The 20,049-nt window shown below is 62.6% G+C and carries 20 protein-coding genes; 3 read left to right on the top strand and 17 right to left on the bottom strand.

Features of this window, described 5'->3' with window-relative positions:
- Nucleotides 1–94: 94 nt before the first annotated feature.
- From rpsQ to rpsL, 15 genes are all read right to left on the bottom strand, one after another.
- Nucleotides 95–364 carry a 30S ribosomal protein S17 gene (rpsQ, locus tag WIT60_RS13400; RefSeq protein WP_320363549.1) on the bottom strand — a complete coding sequence of 90 codons (270 nt, stop codon included), beginning with the start codon at nt 362–364 and terminating at the stop codon, nt 95–97.
- Nucleotides 361–561: a 50S ribosomal protein L29 gene (gene rpmC / locus WIT60_RS13405; protein WP_290641303.1), complete on the bottom strand. Its 201-nt coding sequence runs from the start codon at nt 559–561 to the stop codon at nt 361–363. The genes rpsQ and rpmC overlap by 4 nt, the downstream gene beginning before the upstream one ends.
- 21 nt (nt 562–582) lie before the next feature.
- The gene (gene rplP / locus WIT60_RS13410; RefSeq protein WP_339584396.1) at nt 583–999 is read right to left on the bottom strand and encodes a 50S ribosomal protein L16; all 417 of its coding nucleotides are present in this window, start codon (nt 997–999) and stop codon (nt 583–585) included.
- Between the two features lie 2 nt (nt 1,000–1,001).
- Nucleotides 1,002–1,847, bottom strand: a complete 846-nt coding sequence (gene rpsC, locus WIT60_RS13415) for a 30S ribosomal protein S3 (protein ID WP_339584397.1) — start codon at nt 1,845–1,847, stop codon at nt 1,002–1,004.
- Between the two features lie 13 nt (nt 1,848–1,860).
- Nucleotides 1,861–2,190, bottom strand: a complete 330-nt coding sequence (gene rplV, locus WIT60_RS13420) for a 50S ribosomal protein L22 (RefSeq protein WP_290641308.1) — start codon at nt 2,188–2,190, stop codon at nt 1,861–1,863.
- Nucleotides 2,191–2,202: 12 nt separating this feature from the next.
- Entirely contained in the window at nt 2,203–2,478 is a 276-nt protein-coding gene (rpsS, locus tag WIT60_RS13425; RefSeq protein ID WP_290728966.1) for a 30S ribosomal protein S19, read from the bottom strand.
- A 13-nt stretch (nt 2,479–2,491) separates the two neighbouring features.
- Entirely contained in the window at nt 2,492–3,316 is an 825-nt protein-coding gene (gene rplB, locus WIT60_RS13430; protein ID WP_339584398.1) for a 50S ribosomal protein L2, read from the bottom strand.
- 2 nt (nt 3,317–3,318) lie between these two features.
- On the bottom strand, nt 3,319–3,633 hold the full coding sequence (gene rplW, locus WIT60_RS13435; RefSeq protein ID WP_339584399.1) for a 50S ribosomal protein L23: 315 nt from the start codon (nt 3,631–3,633) through the stop codon (nt 3,319–3,321).
- On the bottom strand, nt 3,630–4,253 hold the full coding sequence (gene rplD / locus WIT60_RS13440; RefSeq protein WP_339584400.1) for a 50S ribosomal protein L4: 624 nt from the start codon (nt 4,251–4,253) through the stop codon (nt 3,630–3,632). The genes rplW and rplD overlap by 4 nt, the downstream gene beginning before the upstream one ends.
- Nucleotides 4,253–4,927 carry a 50S ribosomal protein L3 gene (gene rplC / locus WIT60_RS13445; RefSeq protein ID WP_339584401.1) on the bottom strand — a complete coding sequence of 225 codons (675 nt, stop codon included), beginning with the start codon at nt 4,925–4,927 and terminating at the stop codon, nt 4,253–4,255. The genes rplD and rplC overlap by 1 nt, the downstream gene beginning before the upstream one ends.
- A 295-nt stretch (nt 4,928–5,222) precedes the next feature.
- A complete protein-coding gene (rpsJ, locus tag WIT60_RS13450; RefSeq protein ID WP_035037922.1) occupies nt 5,223–5,534 on the bottom strand; it encodes a 30S ribosomal protein S10 in 312 nt (103 codons plus the stop codon).
- Between the two features lie 75 nt (nt 5,535–5,609).
- A complete protein-coding gene (tuf, locus tag WIT60_RS13455; protein WP_339584402.1) occupies nt 5,610–6,800 on the bottom strand; it encodes an elongation factor Tu in 1,191 nt (396 codons plus the stop codon).
- A gap of 258 nt (nt 6,801–7,058) precedes the next feature.
- Nucleotides 7,059–9,164: an elongation factor G gene (gene fusA, locus WIT60_RS13460; protein ID WP_339584403.1), complete on the bottom strand. Its 2,106-nt coding sequence runs from the start codon at nt 9,162–9,164 to the stop codon at nt 7,059–7,061.
- A gap of 84 nt (nt 9,165–9,248) precedes the next feature.
- Nucleotides 9,249–9,719 carry a 30S ribosomal protein S7 gene (gene rpsG, locus WIT60_RS13465; RefSeq protein ID WP_339584404.1) on the bottom strand — a complete coding sequence of 157 codons (471 nt, stop codon included), beginning with the start codon at nt 9,717–9,719 and terminating at the stop codon, nt 9,249–9,251.
- A 194-nt stretch (nt 9,720–9,913) separates the two neighbouring features.
- Nucleotides 9,914–10,291, bottom strand: coding sequence for a 30S ribosomal protein S12 (gene rpsL, locus WIT60_RS13470; RefSeq protein ID WP_125245535.1), 378 nt, complete (start codon nt 10,289–10,291; stop codon nt 9,914–9,916).
- A 323-nt stretch (nt 10,292–10,614) separates the two neighbouring features.
- Between rpsL and WIT60_RS13475 the strand changes: the two genes are divergently transcribed.
- A complete protein-coding gene (locus WIT60_RS13475; RefSeq protein WP_339584405.1) occupies nt 10,615–11,187 on the top strand; it encodes a PEP-CTERM sorting domain-containing protein in 573 nt (190 codons plus the stop codon).
- Between the two features lie 96 nt (nt 11,188–11,283).
- Here WIT60_RS13475 and WIT60_RS13480 read toward each other — a convergent pair whose 3' ends face one another.
- A complete protein-coding gene (locus WIT60_RS13480) occupies nt 11,284–13,788 on the bottom strand; it encodes a DEAD/DEAH box helicase (RefSeq protein WP_445207703.1) in 2,505 nt (834 codons plus the stop codon).
- Nucleotides 13,789–13,874: 86 nt separating this feature from the next.
- On the opposite strand from WIT60_RS13480, the gene WIT60_RS13485 reads away from it, so the two are divergent.
- Both WIT60_RS13485 and WIT60_RS13490 read left to right on the top strand, forming a co-directional pair.
- Nucleotides 13,875–14,204 (top strand): hypothetical protein, encoded by a 330-nt coding sequence (locus tag WIT60_RS13485; protein WP_339584406.1) that lies wholly within the window; start codon nt 13,875–13,877, stop codon nt 14,202–14,204.
- Nucleotides 14,205–14,246: 42 nt separating this feature from the next.
- Complete coding sequence (locus WIT60_RS13490) at nt 14,247–15,725, top strand: aminoacyl-histidine dipeptidase (protein WP_339584407.1); 1,479 nt, start codon at nt 14,247–14,249, stop codon at nt 15,723–15,725.
- 82 nt (nt 15,726–15,807) lie between these two features.
- On the opposite strand, the gene rpoC is transcribed toward WIT60_RS13490, so the two are convergent.
- Nucleotides 15,808–20,049: a DNA-directed RNA polymerase subunit beta' gene (gene rpoC / locus WIT60_RS13495; RefSeq protein WP_339584408.1), complete on the bottom strand. Its 4,242-nt coding sequence runs from the start codon at nt 20,047–20,049 to the stop codon at nt 15,808–15,810.

Raw genomic sequence — 20,049 nt, forward strand, 5'->3', positions numbered from 1 at the left:
AAAAACCGGCTGCCAGTATCACTGGACAACCGGTTTTCGGCAGCCACACCGGGGCGGAAACCCCGGTGGCGGCGTGGCGATCAGATCACGAAGATCAGACCAGCTCGGCCTTCTGGACCAGACGGGTCACGACCCAGCTCTTGGTCTTGGACAGAGGGCGGCTTTCGCTGATCTCGACCACGTCACCGATCTTGAACTCATTGTTCTCGTCGTGAGCATGGTACTTGCGCGACTTGGCCACGATCTTGCCATACAGCTCGTGCTTGGCACGACGCTCGACCAACACCGTCACGGTCTTGGCGCGGGCATCGCTGACCACCTTACCCACGAAGGTACGGGTCACTTTGGTTTGAGCTTCCGTCATTGGGCGGCTCCTTTCTTCTCGGTCAGAATCGTCTTGACACGTGCAATGTCGCGACGGGTCTTCTTCAGAGCCGAGTGATCATTGAGCTGCTGGGTGGCACGCTGCATGCGCAGGTTGAAGTGCGACTTCAGCAGGTCCTTGATCTCGGTTTCCAGTGCGGCCACATCCTTGGCGCGCAGTTCAGAGGCTTTCGCCATAACTTTCTCCTTAGCGCCTGATTAGATGCCGAACTGGCGGCCGACGAAGGTGGTGCTCAGCGGCAGCTTTGCAGCGGCCAGCGTGAACGCCTCACGAGCGAGTGCCTCGGGCACGCCCTGGATTTCGTAGAGGACCTTACCGGGCTGAATTTCAGCCACGTAGTACTCAACGTTACCCTTACCGTTACCCATACGGACTTCGGCAGGCTTGTTCGAGATCGGCTTGTCGGGGAAGATGCGGATGAAGATGCGGCCACCACGCTTGACGTGACGGGAAATCGCACGACGTGCAGCTTCGATCTGACGAGCCGTGATGCGACCACGCTCAGTGGCCTTCAGGCCGAAATCGCCGAAGGACACATCGGCACCGCGGGTGGCAACACCCGTGTTACGGCCTTTGTGTTCCTTGCGGAACTTGCGACGATTAGGTTGCAACATGTTTATTCTCCTTTCGCTTCGGCGACGGGAGCCTTGCGAACGCGCTTGGCGTCAGCGGCGACAGCAGGCTTGTCGCTGCCGTCGGCGGGAGCGCCATCAGCACGGGGGCGGCCAGCGCCACGGGGGCCACGGCGGTCGTTCGGACGATCGCTACGGGGGCCGCGACGGTTGCGACGGTCGTCTTCACGATCGTCACCCTTCAGCACGGGAGCCTCGCCATTGGCCAGGCGGTCACCGCGGTAGACCCACACCTTCACGCCGATCACACCGTAGGTGGTGTGAGCTTCGGAGGTGCCGTAGTCGATGTCAGCCTTCAGGGTGTGAAGGGGCACGCGACCTTCGCGGTACCACTCGGTACGTGCGATTTCGATGCCGTTCAGACGACCGGCCGACATGATCTTGATGCCTTGGGCGCCCAGACGCATGGCGTTCTGCATCGCACGCTTCATGGCGCGACGGAACATGATGCGCTTTTCCAGCTGCTGCGTGATCGAATCGGCGATCAGTTGAGCATCGACTTCAGGCTTGCGCACTTCTTCGATGTTCACCGAGACCGGGCAATTCAGACGCTTGGCCAGTTCGAGCTTCAGGTTTTCGATGTCTTCGCCCTTCTTGCCGATCACCACGCCCGGACGAGCCGAGAAAATGGTGATGCGTGCGCTCTTGGCGGGACGCTCGATCAAGATACGCGACACAGCCGCGTTCTTCAGCTTTTTCTTCAGGAATTCGCGGACTTCCAGGTCTTCAGCCAGCATCGAGGCAAAGTTGCGATTGGTAGCGTACCAACGCGATGCCCAGTTACGGGTGACGGCCAGGCGGAAGCCGGTTGGGTGGATTTTCTGTCCCATGATCAGCCTCTGCTTAGTTGCCCACGGTCACATAAATGTGGCAGGTCGGCTTGCTGATGCGATTGCCACGGCCCTTTGCGCGGGCGGTGAAACGCTTCAACGTGGTGCCTTGCTCCACATAAATGGTCTTGACCTTCAGTTCGTCGATGTCAGCACCGTCGTTGTGCTCGGCGTTGGCGATTGCCGACTCCAGAGCCTTCTTGATGATGCCGGCAGCCTTCTTCTGGGTGAACTCCAGGATGTTCAGGGCTTGGTCCACCTTCTTGCCACGGATCAGGTCAGCGACCAGACGACCCTTGTCGCAAGACAGGCGAACACCGCGCACGATTGCTTTCGTTTCCATCGTCGCTGCTCCTTATTTCTTGGCTTTCTTGTCGCCTGGGTGACCCTTGAACGTACGGGTCAGGGCGAACTCGCCGAGCTTGTGACCAACCATCTGGTCCTGGATGTACACGGGCACGTGTTGCTTGCCGTTGTGCACAGCAATCGTCAGGCCAATGAACTCAGGCAGGATGGTCGAACGACGCGACCAAGTCTTGACGGGCTTCTTGTCTTTGGTTTCGACAGCCTTCTCGACCTTGGCCAGCAGGTGATGGTCAACGAACGGACCCTTTTTAAGAGAACGAGCCATTTCAGCCTACCTCTTATTTCTTGCGACGCGACACAATGAAGGTCTGCGTGCGCTTGTTGTTACGGGTACGGTAACCCTTCGTCATGGTGTTCCATGGCGAGACAGGGACCTGACCTTCACCAGTGCGGCCTTCGCCACCACCGTGCGGGTGATCCACCGGGTTCATGGCGACGCCACGCACGGTCGGGCGGATACCCTTCCAGCGGATGGCACCGGCCTTACCGTATTGACGCAGGCTGTGCTCTTCGTTGCTCACTTCACCCAGGGTGGCGCGGCATTCGATGTGGACCTTGCGGACTTCACCCGAGCGCAGGCGAACCTGAGCGTAGGTGCCTTCACGGGCCATCAGAACAGCGGACGTACCAGCCGAACGAGCGATCTGACCGCCCTTGCCAGGCTTCAGTTCGATGTTGTGGATGGTCGAGCCCACGGGGATGTTGCGGATGGGCAGCGTGTTGCCGGCCTTGATCGGGGCTTCAGAGCCGCTGATCACGGTGGCGCCAGCTTCCAGGCCACGGGGAGCGATGATGTAGCGACGTTCACCGTCGGCATAGCACACCAGAGCGATGTGAGCCGTGCGGTTCGGGTCGTATTCAATGCGCTCAACCTTCGCGGGGATGCCGTCCTTGTTACGGACGAAGTCAACCACGCGGTAGTGGTGCTTGTGACCACCGCCCTTGTGACGGATCGTGATGTGACCGTTGTTGTTACGGCCAGCATTCTGGATCTGCGGCTCCAACAGCGCAGCGTGAGGCGCGCCCTTGTGCAGGTGCTTGTGCACCACCTTCACCACGCCACGACGGCCAGGCGAAGTCGGTTTCAGTTTAACGACGGCCATGATTACGCAGCCTCCCCAGAGAAGTTCAGCTCTTGACCGGCAGCCAGAGACACGAAGGCCTTCTTGGCGTGGTCACGGCGACCGATACGGCCACCAAAGCGCTTGGTCTTGCCCTTCTGGTTCAGGACTTGCACCGACTTCACTTCGACCTTGAACAGCAGCTCAACAGCGGCCTTGATCTCGGGCTTGGTGGCGTCGCGCAGCACCTTGAACAGCACTTGGCCGCGCTCTTCAGCAGCGGAGGTGGCCTTTTCCGAAATGATCGGAGCGACCAACACCTTCAGCAGGCGGGCTTCATCAAATTTCAGAGTGCTCATGCGAACATCTCCTGCAGCTTGGCGATCGCACCCTTGGTGACCACGACCTTCTTGTAGAAGACCAGGGACAGGGGATCGGCGTAACGGGGCTCAACCACCAGCACGTTGGGCAGGTTGCGAGCAGCCAGGAACAGGTTTTCGTTGACTTCGTCAGCGATCACCAGGACGTGGTCCAGGTTCATGGCCTTCAGCTTGGCAGCCAGCAGCTTGGTCTTGGGGGCTTCGACATCGATCGAGTCCACCACGGCCAGGCGGCCTTCGCGGGCCAATTGCGAGAAGATGGCGGCCATACCGGCGCGGTACATCTTCTTGTTGACCTTGTGCGAGAAGTTTTCGTCAGGGCTGTTCGGGAAAATCCGACCGCCCCCACGCCACAGCGGCGAGGACGACATACCAGCGCGAGCACGACCGGTGCCCTTTTGGCGCCAGGGCTTCTTGGTGGTGTGCTTGACGGTTTCGCGGTCCTTCTGGGCGCGCGTACCTTGACGGGCATTGGCTTGGTAAGCAACAACGATCTGATGGATCAGGGCTTCGTTGTAGTCACGGCCGAACACGGTGTCGGAAGCTTCAACCTTGGAAGCAGCCTGACCTTGCTCATTGAGGAGCTCGAGCTGTGCCATCAGTTGGCTCCTTTCTTGATCTTGACCTTCACTGCGGGACGCACGGTGACGAAGCCACCCTTGGCGCCCGGCACCGCACCCTTGACCAGCAGCAGTTGACGGGCTTCGTCAACGCGCACGATGTCGAGGTTTTGCGTGGTAACGGTCTCGTCACCCATGTGACCGGTCATCTTCTTGCCGGGGAACACGCGGCCAGGATCCTGCGCCATCGAGATGGAGCCAGGAACGTTGTGCGAACGCGAGTTACCGTGCGAAGCGCGCTGCGAACCGAAGTTGTGGCGCTTGATGGTGCCGGCGTAACCCTTACCGATCGAAGTGCCTTGCACGTCAACCAGCTGGCCAGCCTGGAACAGGGCGGCGGGAGCAATGCTGCTACCGGCCTTGTACTCGGCGGCGACTTCGGGGGCCACGCGGAATTCCTTGGTGACTTCACCAGCTTCCACGCCAGCTTTGGCGAGGTGACCGGCTTCGGGCTTGGTGACGCGCGAAGCTTTGCGCGCACCGAACACCACCTGAACAGCGGTGTAGCCGTCAGTCTCAACGGTTTTGACCTGGGACACACGGTTGTTGGACACATCCAGCACCGTCACAGGAACGGCGTCGCCGTCTTCTGTGTAGATGCGCATCATGCCCACCTTGCGGCCCAGCAATCCGAGGCGATTGCTAAGACTCATGGTTTTTCTCCAGCCCCACATATCGGGGGCCTTTTACACAAACCCGACAACGATTGGCCGGGCCGACTCTTTCGGCACCTTGCGACTCCACCAACTGCATGGACCCGCAAGACGCCTTTGGTTTCCACCCTGAGCACTCGCCATTGCTTAAAAATTAGGCAATAGGCAAGCCACCCATTACGGGAAAGCCTGCGATCATAACAAAGCACCCCTGCTTGTGCAAGCATCGGGCGCTGCAGGCATGAAAAAACCGCCCGAAGGCGGTTTGGCAATCACTTCGGCCGAGGCCGAACGATCACTGCAGCTTGATTTCGACGTCCACGCCAGCCGGCAGGTCGAGCTTCATCAGGGCGTCAACCGTCTTGTCGGTCGGGTCCACGATGTCCATCAGACGCTGGTGGGTGCGGATTTCGAACTGGTCGCGCGACGTCTTGTTGACGTGAGGCGAACGCAGGATGTCGAAACGTTGCAGGCGGGTCGGCAGGGGCACGGGACCCTTGACGATGGCGCCGGTGCGCTTGGCGGTTTCGACGATTTCAGCCGACGACTGGTCGATCAGCTTGTAGTCGAAAGCCTTCAGGCGGATGCGGATCTTTTGTTGTGCCATGACACTTCCTTCAATTAAAGAGCGATGAGAGATGCCCGCCTCGGCAAGGCCGCAAGCGGGCAGGTGTCATGCAAATTACTCGATGATCTTGGCAACCACGCCGGCGCCGACGGTGCGACCGCCTTCACGGATGGCGAAACGCAGACCTTCTTCCATGGCGATCGGGGCGATCAGCTTGACGGTGATCGACACGTTGTCACCAGGCATCACCATTTCCTTGTCGGCCGGCAGCTCGATCGAGCCGGTCACGTCGGTGGTGCGGAAGTAGAACTGAGGACGGTAGTTGTTGAAGAACGGGGTGTGACGGCCGCCTTCGTCCTTGCTCAGAACGTACACTTCGCCGGTGAAGTGCGTGTGCGGCTTGATGGAGCCGGGCTTGCACAGCACTTGGCCGCGTTCCACGTCTTCACGCTTGGTGCCGCGCAGCAGGATACCGACGTTGTCGCCAGCTTGACCTTGGTCCAGCAGCTTGCGGAACATTTCCACGCCCGTGCAGGTGGTCTTCTGGGTGGCCTTGATACCGACGATTTCGATTTCTTCGCCGACCTTGATGATGCCGCGTTCGATACGGCCGGTCACCACGGTGCCGCGACCCGAGATCGAGAACACGTCTTCCACAGGCATCAGGAACGTGCCGTCCACAGCGCGCTCAGGCGTGGGGATGTAGCTGTCCAGAGCGTCGGCCAGCTTCATGATGGCTTGTTCGCCCAGCTCGCCAGTGTCGCCTTCCAGAGCCAGCTTGGCCGAACCCTTGATGATCGGGGTGTCGTCGCCGGGGAAGTCGTACTTGGACAGCAGCTCGCGCACTTCCATTTCGACCAGTTCCAGCAGCTCGGCGTCGTCCACCATGTCAGCCTTGTTCAGGAAGACGATGATGTAAGGCACGCCCACCTGACGCGACAGCAGGATGTGTTCGCGGGTCTGGGGCATCGGGCCGTCAGCAGCGGAACACACCAGGATCGCACCGTCCATCTGGGCGGCGCCGGTGATCATGTTCTTCACATAGTCGGCGTGGCCAGGGCAGTCCACGTGAGCGTAGTGGCGGTTGGCCGTTTCGTACTCAACGTGAGCGGTGTTGATGGTGATGCCGCGGGCCTTTTCTTCAGGAGCCGCGTCGATCTGGTCGTAAGCCTTGGCGGAGCCGCCAAACTTCTTGGCCAGAACGGTGGTGATGGCAGCCGTCAGGGTGGTCTTGCCGTGGTCAACGTGGCCAATGGTGCCGACGTTCACGTGCGGCTTGGTCCGTTCGAATTTTTCCTTTGCCATTTGTTTCTCCAAACAAAGAACAGTTGCCCATGACGGTTTAAGGTTTCCAGCACGGGTCTGCCATGGGCAGCAGACCCACCACGCTCAGCGTGGCGCCAAAGACCGGCTTAGATTTGGGTGAGCCGCGGATGTTACCACCTCGCGCTCATTTGGCACAGCACCCCACGCGATCCAACAGAGACCGCAGATCCGGCTTCGCCGGTCTGCTGGTGTCGCCCCCTCGAGGGGGCGCGCGAGGCGCGTAGGGGGTTGGGCCGATTACTTACCGCGAGCCGTGATGATGGCTTCGGCCACGTTACGCGGAGCTTCAGCGTACTGCTTGAACTCCATCGTGTAGGTGGCGCGGCCTTGGGTGGCGGAACGCAGGCTGGTCGAGTAGCCGAACATTTCCGACAGCGGGACTTCGGCCTTGATGACCTTGCCACCGCCGACCATGTCGTCCATACCTTGGACCATGCCGCGACGCGAGGACAGGTCGCCCATCACGGTACCAGCGTAGTCTTCCGGCGTTTCAACTTCCACGGCCATCATCGGCTCGAGGATCACGGGGTCTGCCTTGCGGCAGGCGTCCTTGAAGCCCATCGAAGCGGCCATCTTGAAGGCGTTTTCGTTCGAGTCCACATCGTGGTACGAACCGAAGGTCAGGCGCACGCGCACGTCCACGACGGGGTAGCCGGCCAACACGCCGTTCGGCAGCGTGTCGATGATGCCCTTTTCCACCGCAGGGATGTACTCGCGAGGCACCACACCGCCCTTGATTTCGTCGACGAACTCGAAGCCCTTGCCGCCCGGTTCCATCGGCTCAACCGTCAGAACGACGTGACCGTACTGGCCCTTACCGCCCGACTGACGCACGAACTTGCCGTCGATGTCGGTGACCTTCTTGCGGATGGTTTCGCGGTAGGCCACTTGCGGCTTGCCCACGTTGGCCTCCACACCGAATTCACGCTTCATGCGGTCAACGATGATTTCCAGGTGCAGTTCGCCCATGCCGGCGATGATGGTCTGACCCGATTCTTCGTCGGTGCGCACGCGGAAAGAAGGATCTTCAGCGGCCAGGCGGTTCAGGGCGATGCCCATCTTTTCCTGGTCAGCCTTGGTCTTGGGTTCCACGGCCTGTGCAATCACGGGCTCAGGGAATTCCATCTTTTCCAGGGTGATGATGGAGTCCGGATCACACAGCGTTTCGCCGGTGGTGACGTCCTTCAGGCCCACGCAAGCGGCGATGTCGCCAGCCAGAATTTCCTTGATTTCCTCACGCTCGTTGGCGTGCATCTGCAGGATACGGCCGATACGTTCCTTCTTGCCCTTGATGGCGTTGTACACGGTGTCGCCCGAATTCAGGACGCCGGAGTACACGCGCACGAAGGTCAGCTGGCCGACGTACGGGTCGGTCATCAGCTTGAAAGCCAGAGCCGAGAACTTCTCGGCGTCGTCGGCCTTGCGGCTGACTTCGTTGCCATCTTCGTCCGTGCCAGCGACCGGCGGGATGTCGATCGGGGAAGGCAGGTAGTCGATGACGGCGTCGAGCATGCGCTGCACGCCCTTGTTCTTGAAGGCGGTACCGCACAGCATCGGCTGGATTTCCACGGCGATGGTGCGCTGACGCAGGGCCTTCTTGATTTCGTCTTCAGACAAGTCACCTTCTTCCAGGTACTTGTTCATCAGCTCTTCGTTGGCTTCGGCCGCGGCCTCGACCATGTTCTCGCGCCACTTCTTGGCATCTTCGAGCAACTCGGCGGGGATTTCGCGGTAGTCGAACTTCATGCCCTGGGACGCTTCGTCCCAGTAGATGGCCTTCATCTTCAGCAGGTCGACGACGCCCTGGAAGTTGTCTTCGGCACCGATGGGGATCACCACGGGCACGGGGTTGGCCTTCAGGCGCAGCTTGAGCTGGTCGTAGACCTTGAAGAAGTTGGCACCGGTACGGTCCATCTTGTTCACGAAGGCCAGACGGGGCACCTTGTACTTGTTCGCCTGACGCCACACGGTTTCAGACTGGGGCTGCACGCCGCCCACAGCGCAGTAGACCATGCAAGCGCCGTCGAGCACGCGCATCGAGCGTTCGACTTCGATGGTGAAGTCCACGTGGCCCGGGGTGTCGATGATGTTGAAACGGTGCTCAGGGTAGGAGTTGTCCATCCCCTTCCAGAAGCAGGTCGTGGCAGCCGACGTGATGGTGATGCCGCGCTCTTGCTCTTGCTCCATCCAGTCCATGGTGGCGGCACCTTCGTGCACTTCACCAATCTTGTGGCTCACGCCCGTGTAGAACAGGATGCGTTCGGTCGTGGTGGTCTTGCCGGCGTCGATGTGAGCCGAGATACCGATGTTGCGGTAACGGCCAATCGGGGTTTTGCGTGCCATGTGGTCACTCCAGATTTGACAAGGCGCCGGATGTGTTGTGCACGATCCGAGCGCCCTTTTTGCAGTTGTGCTGCGGGTGGTGGATTAGAAGCGGAAGTGCGAGAAGGCCTTGTTGGCTTCGGCCATGCGGTGCACTTCGTCACGCTTCTTCATCGCGCCGCCACGGCCTTCTGCGGCTTCCAGCAGTTCGTTGGCCAGACGTTGGGCCATCGACTTCTCGGAACGCTTGCGCGACGATTCCTTCAACCAGCGCATGGCCAGTGCGATACGACGGGAGGGGCGAACTTCAACGGGAACCTGGTAGTTCGCACCACCCACGCGGCGAGACTTCACTTCGACCACGGGCTTGATGTTGTTCAGCGCGATGTTGAAGATTTCCAGCGGATCCTTGCCGGCCTTCTTTTCGACTTGTTCGAGGGCACCGTAGATGATGCGCTCGGCCACAGCCTTCTTGCCGGATTCCATGATCACGTTCATGAACTTGGAGAGGTCGACCGATCCGAACTTGGGATCGGGCAGGATTTCACGCTTGGGTACTTCGCGACGACGAGGCATTTCGATTCCTTTCAATGCTTCAGTTGATGCGGGCTGTCGCCCTCATCCTGGAGTCTCTTAACTGAAGACTCCACTTACTCGGCAGGCTCCGGACCATCCGGGCTCTACCGCCACCTCGGCCTTCTCGACGCCAGACTGCACCGCTCGGGTGACACGCTGATGAAGAGGACCGACTATCTTTTTCAAGAAAGCGATCAGGCCTTCTTGGGGCGCTTGGCGCCGTACTTCGAGCGGGACTGCTTACGGTCCTTGACGCCTTGCAGGTCAAGGGAGCCGCGCACGATGTGGTAACGCACACCAGGCAAGTCCTTCACACGACCGCCGCGAACCAGCACGACGCTGTGTTCTTGCAGGTTGTGGCCTTCACCGCCGATGTAGGAGATGACCTCGAAACCGTTGGTCAGGCGCACCTTGGCGACCTTACGCAGAGCGGAGTTAGGCTTCTTAGGCGTGGTGGTGTACACGCGGGTGCACACGCCACGGCGCTGCGGGCAGTTTTCCATCGCAGGCGACTTGGACTTCGTGACCTCGACCTGACGGCCATGGCGCACGAGCTGATTGATCGTTGGCATTTCTTTGGTTCCCGTTGAAAAATCACTTGAAAATCAAGGGCTTGCAACAGCTTGAACGAACTGAGGCCGGCACTTGAACCAAGCACAAAACGGCCTCGCCCCGCAAAAATTGCGCAAGCGAAAGCCGAAAAGCCTTCCATTGTAGTGGAGAGGGGTCTTGGAACGCAAGAACTGGCGAGCGAATGCGTCGCGGGCTCACCCCCGGCAAGCCCGCCTAGGGTGAGCCCGGCCCTTACTCAGGGTGATGCGCCGATGTCAGCAAACCCCTAAAGTCCGTTCAACATGCCCCAGAAACCTCTGTGGCACCTTGTCAAGGAGACTCCATGTCCACATTGAAGACTCTCGCCGCAGTCGTTTTGGCGGCGACCCTGCCCGCGATGGCGCAGGCCGCTGATTTTGATCTCAGTGGCGGCAGCCTTCTGGGTAACACGACCGGCACGGCCACGTTCAGCAGCGGCGGCATTGGCCTGAACATCACCGCCAACTCCGGTGGCAGCTCGCTCGACGTCGTTCTGTTGAGCAATGGTGTGGGCGTCAAGACCAACGCGCTTGATCTGCCGGGCATCGGCAACGGCGAATTCCTGACCCTGACCTTCTCCCAAGCGGTCAACCTCAGCAGCTTGCGCCTGGCCGAGTGGGACCTCCCTGACCGTGCCACCCTGTCTTGGGCGGGCGGCAGCGTGAATCTGGTCGGCGATGGCATCGTCAGCACCGACACCGAAACGCTGAGCAATGTGGTTGGCAAGGTGTTCACACTGCAAGGCACCACCGTCCTGTCCACGTTCCGCCTCAACGGATTGACCGCTGTGGCCGCTGTGCCAGAGCCCAGCACCTACGCCCTGATGGGTCTGGGGCTGGTGGGCATCGCTGCCATGCGCCGCCGCCGCGCACGCTGAACCGAGTTGAATCCGTTCATCGGCTCACCGCTTCGGCGGTGACAGTACCCGCTCCGGGCCTTTGCCCCGTGCGGGTTTTTTCATGACAGCGGCGCATCACTGGCGCCGCTCACCGACCTCGTCCAGAGGGGCGAGCAAGGCGTCCAGGTCGTCCGAGGTGAACTTCGTGGCAGCGGCGGCATCCTGTCCCAGGACACCTTCGGCCAAGGCGGCTTTGCGTGCCTGCAGGGCGAGCATGCGCTCTTCGATGCTGCCGGCCACCACCAGCTTGTAAACCATGACCTGACGGGTCTGGCCCAGGCGGTGCGCACGGTCCGTGGCCTGCTGCTCCACCGCCGGGTTCCACCACGGATCGACGTGGATCACGGTGTCGGCGGCCGTCAGGTTCAGGCCCACGCCCCCCGCCTTGAGACTGATGAGCAGAACAGGCGCTCCCTCGCCGGACTGGAACTGGCCCACGGTGGGACCGCGCGCGTCAGCGGGCGTCTCCCCGGTGAGCATGGCATGGGGCAGGTCGATGCCGCGCAGCTCCTGGGCGAGCAGCTGCAGCAAGGTGGTGAACTGGGAGAACACCAGGATGCGCCGGCCTTCGGCCACCAGCTCGGGCAAGGTGTCGCGCAACCAGGCCATCTTGGCGCGCTCGGTGCCACGGGGCAAAGCGTGCCCCGCCAGCAGATAGGGGTCACAACAGACCTGACGCAGCTTGAGCAGGGCGTCGAGGATGGTGATCTGGCTGCCGGCAAAGCCCTCGCGCCGCAAGACCTGGCGCACCTGCTTGTCGGCAGCCACCCGCACGCTTTCGTACAAGGTTTTCTGGCGTCCTTCCAGCGTGAGGTGCTGGAGAACGTCGATGCGCGCGGGCAGTTCCGTCGCGACGTCGGCCTTGCGGCGACGCAGGATGAAGGGGCGCACGCGTTGGGCAAGCAACTGCGCCCGCAGGGTCTCGCCCTGCTGCTCGATGGGATCGCGCCAGCGTCGCTGGAAACTGCGTGGGTCGCCCAGGTAGCCGGGCATCAGGAAGTCGAATTGGGCCCAGAGCTCACCGAGGTGGTTTTCCAGCGGGGTGCCCGTCAGACAGAGACGGTGACGCGCCTGCAGACGGCGCACGGCGGTGGCAGTGCGGCTGGCGGCGTTCTTGACGGTCTGCGCCTCGTCGAGGATGAGGAAGTGAAAACGCTGGGCTGACAAGGCATCGAGGTCACGCCAGACCAAGGGGTAGGTCACCAGCACGAGATCGTGGTCAGACACCTGGGCATGACGCTCGGCCCGGCTGGGGCCGTGCAGGGTCAGGACCCGCAGATCGGGGGCCATGCGCCGTGCCTCGGCCTGCCAGTTGAACAGCAAGGAAGTGGGCACGACCACAAGGGCCGGCCGGTCCAGCCGCCCGGCCTCCTTTTCCACCAGCAGGTGTGCCAGGGTCTGCGCGGTCTTGCCCAGGCCCATGTCGTCGGCCAGGATGCCGCCCAGGTGGTGGGTGCGCAGGTACTGCAGCCAGGCCAGGCCGTGCGCCTGGTAGGGGCGCAAGGTCACGGCCAGCCCCTGGGGCGGGGGCACGGCCTGGGGCGTGCCGGCTTGGCGCAGGCGCTGGGCCAAGTCCCACAAGCCGGCCTCGCCTTGCAGCTGCCAGCGCCCCTGCGGGCCGGCCCGCTCGGCCTGTGTGTCGGCCAGATGCTCGCGCAGGCGGTCCAGGCGGACGACGTCCCAGCCGCTGACCTGCAAGGGACCTTCCTTGCGACGGGGGTCGGTCAGGAGATCGACCAAGGCGCCCACGATGGCCTTGAGCGGCGCGGCAGGCGCATCCAGACGGTGCCCGCCCGGGGCACGCAGGCGGATCAGCGCCGTGTCGGGGATGGCGGCGATCTCGTGGGCATCCAGCCAGCGCTTGTCACGGCGCAGCAGGTCGGCGATCAGCGGGGCGAGGTCCAGGGTCTGACCGTCGACCTCGACACCCAGGCTCAAGAGCCAGGAGCCTTCGCGACGCGGTGCCCCCAAAGGCTGCACCTTGGGCGCGGCAGGCTGCCAGTCGCCGACGGGCTCATGCCCCAGGGCGGCGCCATCCTCGGCCTGCACCACCAGGCGCCAGGCACTCACCGGCACGCTCTGGTGGGCGAACCCCGGTCGCACGACGATGCGCCAGCCCCGGGCCTGCAGTTGCGGCACGGTATCGGCCCAGAAATCGGCGAAGTCGTCCTCCTGGGGCAGGGACCACAGGGCCTCGCCTTCGCGCACATGCTGACGCGCCAATGCCGGCGCGCGCCATTGCAGGGTCTCTTCGGGCAAGGGGCGCAAACCGGTGTCCCTCAGGGCATCGAAGGCGTCGGACTCTGCGACGGTGTCGCGCTGCAGGGTGTGATGCCGGCCCAGAGCGTCCTCGACGACGACGGGCGCCAAGCTGCGCGCTCCCAAAACCGAGGTAGGTGCCGGGCAAGCCCAGAAGAGTCCGAGGTCGTTGGCATAGGTCCAGTCCACCGACGCCACGGTGACCTGCGCGCCCCGAGGGCCGAAACGACCGTGGGACACCATGCCCAACAAGCCATCGCCTCGGTTGAGGGTCTGCAAGGTCAGGCAAGGCCGAAAGCGGGGCAAGGTGGCGTCAGGCAAGGAATCCAGGCACAAAGGACAAGAAGGGACATGGAGATTGTCGCTGCCCCTCAGGGCTGGCACGCGGCTTGAGGTACAACCTCTCCATGTCCGATGTGTACCAAATTGAAATTCCGCCCTCTTTCATCGCCTTGCACGCCGATGCCCGCGGGCGACTGACCGTGCCCGTGCAAACGCTGCGAGAACGCTACGAGCTGTGCGAGGACCTGGCCCAGCACCTCACCGAGCACTGCCGGGGGATCCATGTCGAGATCGGCGTGGACGAGCAGGAAGTGTTGCAGCGCTGTGAGCAGGGCCTGGTTTCGCCGGATGGCGTGGTCTCGGCAGCTGAAGCGCAGTGGGTGGTGACACGACTGGCCGAGTTGCTGGGCTGGCCTCACCCTGGTCTGGCGCCACCCGACCAGCGTGAACGCTGACGTCCATGTCCTTGCCGCCCTGACCCGATGCATCGCCCCACCATGAATCCCGTGTTCGCCTCGCTCCAGCCCGCTGCGGTCTGGCGCCACTTTGACACCCTGTGCCGCATCCCCCGCCCGTCCAAGCAGGAGGCGGTCTTGCGGGCGCATGTGGCCCAGTGGGCTCAGGCTCAGGGACTGCACCACGAGGTGGATGCGGCCGGCAACCTGCTGGTGCGCAAGCCTGCCAGCCCCGGCTGCGAGGATCGCCCCGGTGTGGTCCTGCAAGGACACTTGGACATGGTCTGCCAGGCCAACAGCGGGGTGGCGCACGATTTCTCGCGTGATCCGATCACCCCGGTCCTGCAGGACGGTTGGCTACGGGCCGAAGACACCACCCTGGGCGCCGACAACGGCATCGGGGTGGCCCTGGCGCTGGCGGCCTTGGAAGACCGCACGTTGGTGCATGGTCCTCTGGAAGCGCTTTTCACCGTTGACGAAGAAGCCGGCATGGGCGGTGCGCAGGGCTTGGCGCCGGGCCTGCTGCAAGGCAGCCTGATGCTCAACCTGGACACCGAAGAATGGGGCGAGTTCTACCTGGGCTGCGCGGGCGGACTGGACGTCAACGTCGACCGCACCGCCTGTGCCGAACCCCTGCCCACCGGACATCTGCATCGCTGCATCCGTTTGGGGGGGCTGCGCGGGGGACACTCCGGCATCCACATCCACGAAGGGCGCGGCCATGCGATCAAGCTGCTGGTGCGCGTCCTGCACGCCCTGGCGCCGGCCTGTGGCCTGCGTCTGGTGAGCCTGCAAGGCGGCACGGCCCGCAACGCCCTGCCGCGGGAGGCCTTCGCCATCGTGGCCCTGCCCCCCGATCAGGTACCCGTGCTGGAGACGCAACTGGCCGCCTGGCACGCCCTGCTGCGCGACGAGTGGGCGGATGCGGAGCCAGGCCTGCGTCTGCAGGTCGAGGAGGTCAACCGAGACGATGCGCGGCCAGCCGGCTTGCTGCCGCAGCACGAGCAGGCGATCTGGCTGAACACCTTGCTGGCGGCGCCCCATGGGGTCAAACGCCAGAGCCTGAGTGTGCCCGGGGTGGTCGAGACCTCCAACAACCTGGGCATGGTGAGCGTCTCGCCCGAGGGCGGTCACTGCAACTTCATGGTGCGCTCGCTGCGCGACAGCCAGGCACACGCCTTGGCACAGGAGATCGTCAGCCTGTGGCAGCTGACGGGCACCACCGCGGTCTGCGCTGGACAGTACCCGGGGTGGACACCGCGGCCCGACTCGGCGCTGCTGCGCACCTGCCAGCAGGTCTTCGCACGCGAATTCGACCAGGCTTCGCACGTTCAAGTCATCCATGCCGGACTGGAATGTGGGCTGATCTCGGCCAAATACCCTGCCATGGACATCGTCTCCTTCGGTCCGACCATCCGTGGGGCCCACGCCCCCGGTGAGTCCGTGGACGTGGCCTCGGTGGCGCGTTGCTGGCATCTGCTGGTCGCCATCCTGCAAGAGCTGGGCGCCCCCACCGCCTGAGCGACGCTGTCGCCGCCCATGAAAAAAGCGCCAGGCCCTTGAGGGCGCTGGCGCTTTGCGCTGTCAGGCGGGGGCGTGCAGCTTACTCGGCTGCGGCATCGCCCTCGGCAGCGGTCGCGTCGGCTTCGTCATCCAGGGCAGCCAGTTCGAGCGCAGCGCGCTCCTGGGCTTCCTGCATGGCGATGGCGCGGCGTTCGCTGTCGTCCATCTCTTCCTTGGCCTTGCGAGCCTGGTGGTAGGCCATGCCGGTACCAGCGGGGATCAGGCGACCCACGATGACGTTTTCCTTAAGGCCACGCAGCTCGTCGCGCTTGCCCATGATGGCAGCCTCGGTCAGCACGCGGGTCGTTTCCTGAAAGGAAGCGGCCGAGATGAAGGAGTCGGTCGACAGCGAGGCCTTGGTGATGCCCAGCAGCACATCGCTGTGCGTGGCGATCATCTTGCCCTCGGCGCGCATCTTGTCGTTCGTGTCCAGCAGCTCCGAACGCTCGACCTGCTCGCCCACGATGTAGTGGGTGTCGCCCGGGTTGACGATCTGCACGCGGCGCAGCATCTGGCGAACGATGACCTGGATGTGCTTGTCGTTGATCTTCACGCCCTGCAGACGGTACACGTCCTGCACTTCGTCGACGATGTAGCGAGCCAACTCTTCGATGCCCAGCAGACGCAGGATGTCCTGCGGATCGGCCGGACCGTCGACGATGGATTCGCCCTTGTTCACGACTTGGCCTTCGTGCACCAGGATGTTCTTTTCCTTGGGCACCAGATCTTCCCAAACCTGACCTTCAGGGCTGGTGATCTGCAGGCGAACCTTGCCCTTGGTTTCCTTACCGAAGGACACGGTCCCGGTGATCTCGGCCAGCGTGCCCTTGTCCTTGGGCGAGCGGGCTTCGAACAGTTCGGCCACACGCGGCAGACCGCCGGTGATGTCGCGGGTCTTCTGACCTTCGATGGGGATACGGGCCAGCACTTCACCAGGGTGCAGTTCCTGGCCGTCGCGCACCTGGATCAGGGCGCCGACCTGGAAGCCGATGGTCACCGGGTGATCGGTGCCGGGGATCTTGACTTCCTGGCCATTGCCGTCGAGCAGCTTGACCTGCGGACGCACGATCTTGGCGGCGCCACGGCGCTTCGGATCGATCACGACCAGGGTCGACAGACCGGTCACTTCGTCCACCTGCTTGGCCACGGTCACGCCTTCTTCGACGTTCTCGAAGCGAGCGGTACCACCGAACTCGGTGATGATCGGACGGGTCAGCGGGTCCCAGTTCGCCAGGTTCGTGCCAGCCTTGATGGTCTGGTCGGCCTTGACGGTCAGGACGGCGCCGTACGGCACCTTGTGACGCTCACGCTCACGGCCGTGCGGGTCGGTGATGATGATTTCGCCCGAACGGGAAATCACGACCAGCTCACCCTTGCCGTTGGTCACGTAACGCATCGTGGCATTGAAGCCGATGATGCCGTCGGACTTGGCTTCCACGCTCGAGGCGATGGCGGCACGCGAAGCGGCACCACCGATGTGGAAGGTACGCATGGTCAGCTGGGTACCGGGTTCACCGATGGACTGCGCAGCGATCACGCCCACGGCCTCACCAGCGTTCACCAGACCGCCACGGCCCAGGTCACGGCCATAGCACTTGGCGCACAGACCGTAACGGGTCGCGCAGGTCAGCGGGGTGCGGACCTTGACTTCGTCCACGCCAGCGGCTTCCAGCTCGTCGAGCACATCCTCGTCCAGCATGGTGCCAGCGGGGATCAGCACGTCCTGGGTTTCGGGGTGCAGCACGTCGATCGCAGGGACGCGGCCCAGGATGCGGTCGCGCAGCGATTCGATGACTTCACCGCCTTCGACCAGCGCGCGGGTGGCGATGCCTTGGTCGGTGCCGCAATCGTCCTCGGTCACGACCAGGTCTTGCGTCACGTCCACCAGACGACGGGTCAGGTAGCCCGAGTTCGCGGTCTTCAACGCCGTGTCGGCCAGACCCTTACGGGCGCCGTGGGTGGAGATGAAGTACTGCAACACGTTCAGACCTTCACGGAAGTTCGCCGTGATGGGGGTCTCGATGATGGAGCCGTCAGGCTTGGCCATCAGGCCGCGCATACCGGCCAGCTGGCGGATCTGGGCAGCCGAACCACGGGCGCCGGAGTCGGCCATCATGTAAATCGAGTTGAACGATTCCTGATCGACTTCGTTGCCGTGGCGGTCGATGGTCTTTTGCTTGGACAGCTGCGACATCATGACCTTGCCGACTTCGTCGCCGGTCTTGCCCCAGATGTCCACCACCTTGTTGTAGCGCTCGCCAGCCGTCACCAGACCGGAGACGTACTGCTGTTCGATTTCCTTGACTTCCTTCTCGGCGTGCTCGATCAGCTCGTACTTCTGCTTGGGCACCAGCATGTCGTCGATGGCGATCGAGATGCCAGCGCGCGTGGCCAGACGGAAGCCGTTTTGCAGCAGCTTGTCAGCCAGCACCACGGTTTCCTTCAGACCGCACTTGCGGAAGGAAGTGTTGATCAGACGCGAGATTTCCTTCTTCTTGAGCGCCTTGTTGATGTTCGCAAAAGGCAGGCCCTTGGGCAGGATCTCGGACAGCAGGGCGCGACCGACGGTGGTCTCGACCAGCTTGGTTTCGGGGATGAACTCGCCCGTGGCCTTGTCCTTGGTGTACTCGGTCAGACGGATGTTGATCTTGGCGGTGATCTCGACCACACCGTTGTCCAGCGCGCGCTGGAGTTCGGGGATGTCGGCAAACACCATGCCTTCGCCCTTGCCGTTCGTGCGCTCGCGGGTGGCGTAGTACAGACCCAGCACCACGTCTTGCGACGGCACGATGGAGGGTTCGCCGTTGGCGGGGAACAGCACGTTGTTGGAGGCCAGCATCAGCGTGCGGGCTTCCATCTGGGCTTCGATCGACAGCGGCACGTGAACGGCCATCTGGTCACCGTCGAAGTCGGCGTTGAAAGCCGCGCAAACCAGCGGGTGCAGCTGGATGGCCTTGCCTTCAATCAGCACGGGCTCGAACGCCTGGATGCCCAAACGGTGCAGCGTCGGCGCACGGTTCAGCATCACGGGGTGTTCCTTGATGACCTCTTCCAGGATGTCCCAGACCACCGGTGTGCCGGATTCGACTTCCTTCTTGGCCGCCTTGATGGTCGTGGCAATGCCCATCGCTTCCAGACGCGCGAAGATGAAGGGCTTGAACAGCTCCAGGGCCATCAGCTTGGGCAGACCGCACTGGTGCAGCTTCAGGGTCGGGCCCACGGTGATCACGGAACGACCGGAGTAGTCGACGCGCTTACCCAGCAGGTTCTGACGGAAGCGACCGCTCTTACCCTTGATCATGTCGGCCAGCGACTTCAGGGCACGCTTGTTCGCACCGGTCATGGCCTTGCCACGACGGCCGTTGTCCAGCAGCGAGTCCACCGATTCCTGCAGCATGCGCTTTTCGTTGCGCACGATGATCTCGGGGGCCTTCAGCTCCAGCAGACGAGCCAGACGGTTGTTGCGGTTGATGACGCGGCGATACAGATCGTTCAGGTCAGAGGTCGCGAAGCGGCCGCCGTCCAGCGGCACCAGCGGACGCAGGTCCGGCGGCAGCACGGGCAGCACTTCCAGCACCATCCAGTTGGGCTTGATGCCCGACTTCTTGAAGGCTTCCATGACCTTCAGGCGCTTGCTGTTCTTCTTGACCTTCAGCTCGGAGCCGGTCATGTCGTTGCGCAGCTTGTCGATCTCGACGTCGAGATCCATCTCGGCCAGCAACTTCTGGATGCCTTCGGCGCCCATCAGGGCTTCGAACTCATCGCCGTACTCGGCGCGCTTCGCGTCGTAATCGTCTTCCGACATGATGCTGAACTTCTTCAGCGGGGTCATGCCGGGGTCCACGACCACGTACGCTTCGAAGTACAGCACGCGTTCGATGTCGCGCAGCGTCATGTCGAGCACCAGGCCCAGACGCGACGGCAGCGACTTCAGGAACCAGATGTGGGCGCAAGGCGCAGCCAGTTCGATGTGGCCCATGCGGTCACGACGGACCTTGGTCTGGGTCACTTCGACGCCGCACTTCTCGCAGATCACGCCGCGGTGCTTGAGGCGCTTGTACTTGCCGCACAGGCACTCGTAGTCCTTGATCGGGCCAAAGATCTTGGCGCAGAACAGGCCGTCACGCTCGGGCTTGAACGTACGGTAGTTGATGGTTTCAGGCTTCTTCACTTCGCCGAAAGACCACGAACGGATCTTCTCGGGCGAGGCCAGGCCGATCTTGATGGCATCGAAATGCTCATCCGGCGTGAATTGCTTGAACAGGTCCAGCAAACCTTTCAT

The sequence above is a fragment of the Aquabacterium sp. G14 genome, from assembly GCF_037482285.1.
GTDB lineage: Bacteria > Pseudomonadota > Gammaproteobacteria > Burkholderiales > Burkholderiaceae_C > Aquabacterium.

What these genes read in the sequence shown, in the direction of transcription:
- rpsQ (WP_320363549.1), bottom strand. Translation starts at nt 364, where the DNA reads ATGACGGAAGCTCAAACCAAAGTGACCCGTACCTTCGTGGGTAAGGTG.
- rpmC (WP_290641303.1), bottom strand. Translation starts at nt 561, where the DNA reads ATGGCGAAAGCCTCTGAACTGCGCGCCAAGGATGTGGCCGCACTGGAA.
- rplP (WP_339584396.1), bottom strand. Translation starts at nt 999, where the DNA reads ATGTTGCAACCTAATCGTCGCAAGTTCCGCAAGGAACACAAAGGCCGT.
- rpsC (WP_339584397.1), bottom strand. Translation starts at nt 1,847, where the DNA reads ATGGGACAGAAAATCCACCCAACCGGCTTCCGCCTGGCCGTCACCCGT.
- rplV (WP_290641308.1), bottom strand. Translation starts at nt 2,190, where the DNA reads ATGGAAACGAAAGCAATCGTGCGCGGTGTTCGCCTGTCTTGCGACAAG.
- rpsS (WP_290728966.1), bottom strand. Translation starts at nt 2,478, where the DNA reads ATGGCTCGTTCTCTTAAAAAGGGTCCGTTCGTTGACCATCACCTGCTG.
- rplB (WP_339584398.1), bottom strand. Translation starts at nt 3,316, where the DNA reads ATGGCCGTCGTTAAACTGAAACCGACTTCGCCTGGCCGTCGTGGCGTG.
- rplW (WP_339584399.1), bottom strand. Translation starts at nt 3,633, where the DNA reads ATGAGCACTCTGAAATTTGATGAAGCCCGCCTGCTGAAGGTGTTGGTC.
- rplD (WP_339584400.1), bottom strand. Translation starts at nt 4,253, where the DNA reads ATGGCACAGCTCGAGCTCCTCAATGAGCAAGGTCAGGCTGCTTCCAAG.
- rplC (WP_339584401.1), bottom strand. Translation starts at nt 4,927, where the DNA reads ATGAGTCTTAGCAATCGCCTCGGATTGCTGGGCCGCAAGGTGGGCATG.
- rpsJ (WP_035037922.1), bottom strand. Translation starts at nt 5,534, where the DNA reads ATGGCACAACAAAAGATCCGCATCCGCCTGAAGGCTTTCGACTACAAG.
- tuf (WP_339584402.1), bottom strand. Translation starts at nt 6,800, where the DNA reads ATGGCAAAGGAAAAATTCGAACGGACCAAGCCGCACGTGAACGTCGGC.
- fusA (WP_339584403.1), bottom strand. Translation starts at nt 9,164, where the DNA reads ATGGCACGCAAAACCCCGATTGGCCGTTACCGCAACATCGGTATCTCG.
- rpsG (WP_339584404.1), bottom strand. Translation starts at nt 9,719, where the DNA reads ATGCCTCGTCGTCGCGAAGTACCCAAGCGTGAAATCCTGCCCGATCCC.
- rpsL (WP_125245535.1), bottom strand. Translation starts at nt 10,291, where the DNA reads ATGCCAACGATCAATCAGCTCGTGCGCCATGGCCGTCAGGTCGAGGTC.
- WIT60_RS13475 (WP_339584405.1), top strand. Translation starts at nt 10,615, where the DNA reads ATGTCCACATTGAAGACTCTCGCCGCAGTCGTTTTGGCGGCGACCCTG.
- WIT60_RS13485 (WP_339584406.1), top strand. Translation starts at nt 13,875, where the DNA reads ATGTCCGATGTGTACCAAATTGAAATTCCGCCCTCTTTCATCGCCTTG.
- WIT60_RS13490 (WP_339584407.1), top strand. Translation starts at nt 14,247, where the DNA reads ATGAATCCCGTGTTCGCCTCGCTCCAGCCCGCTGCGGTCTGGCGCCAC.
- rpoC (WP_339584408.1), bottom strand. Translation starts at nt 20,049, where the DNA reads ATGAAAGGTTTGCTGGACCTGTTCAAGCAATTCACGCCGGATGAGCAT.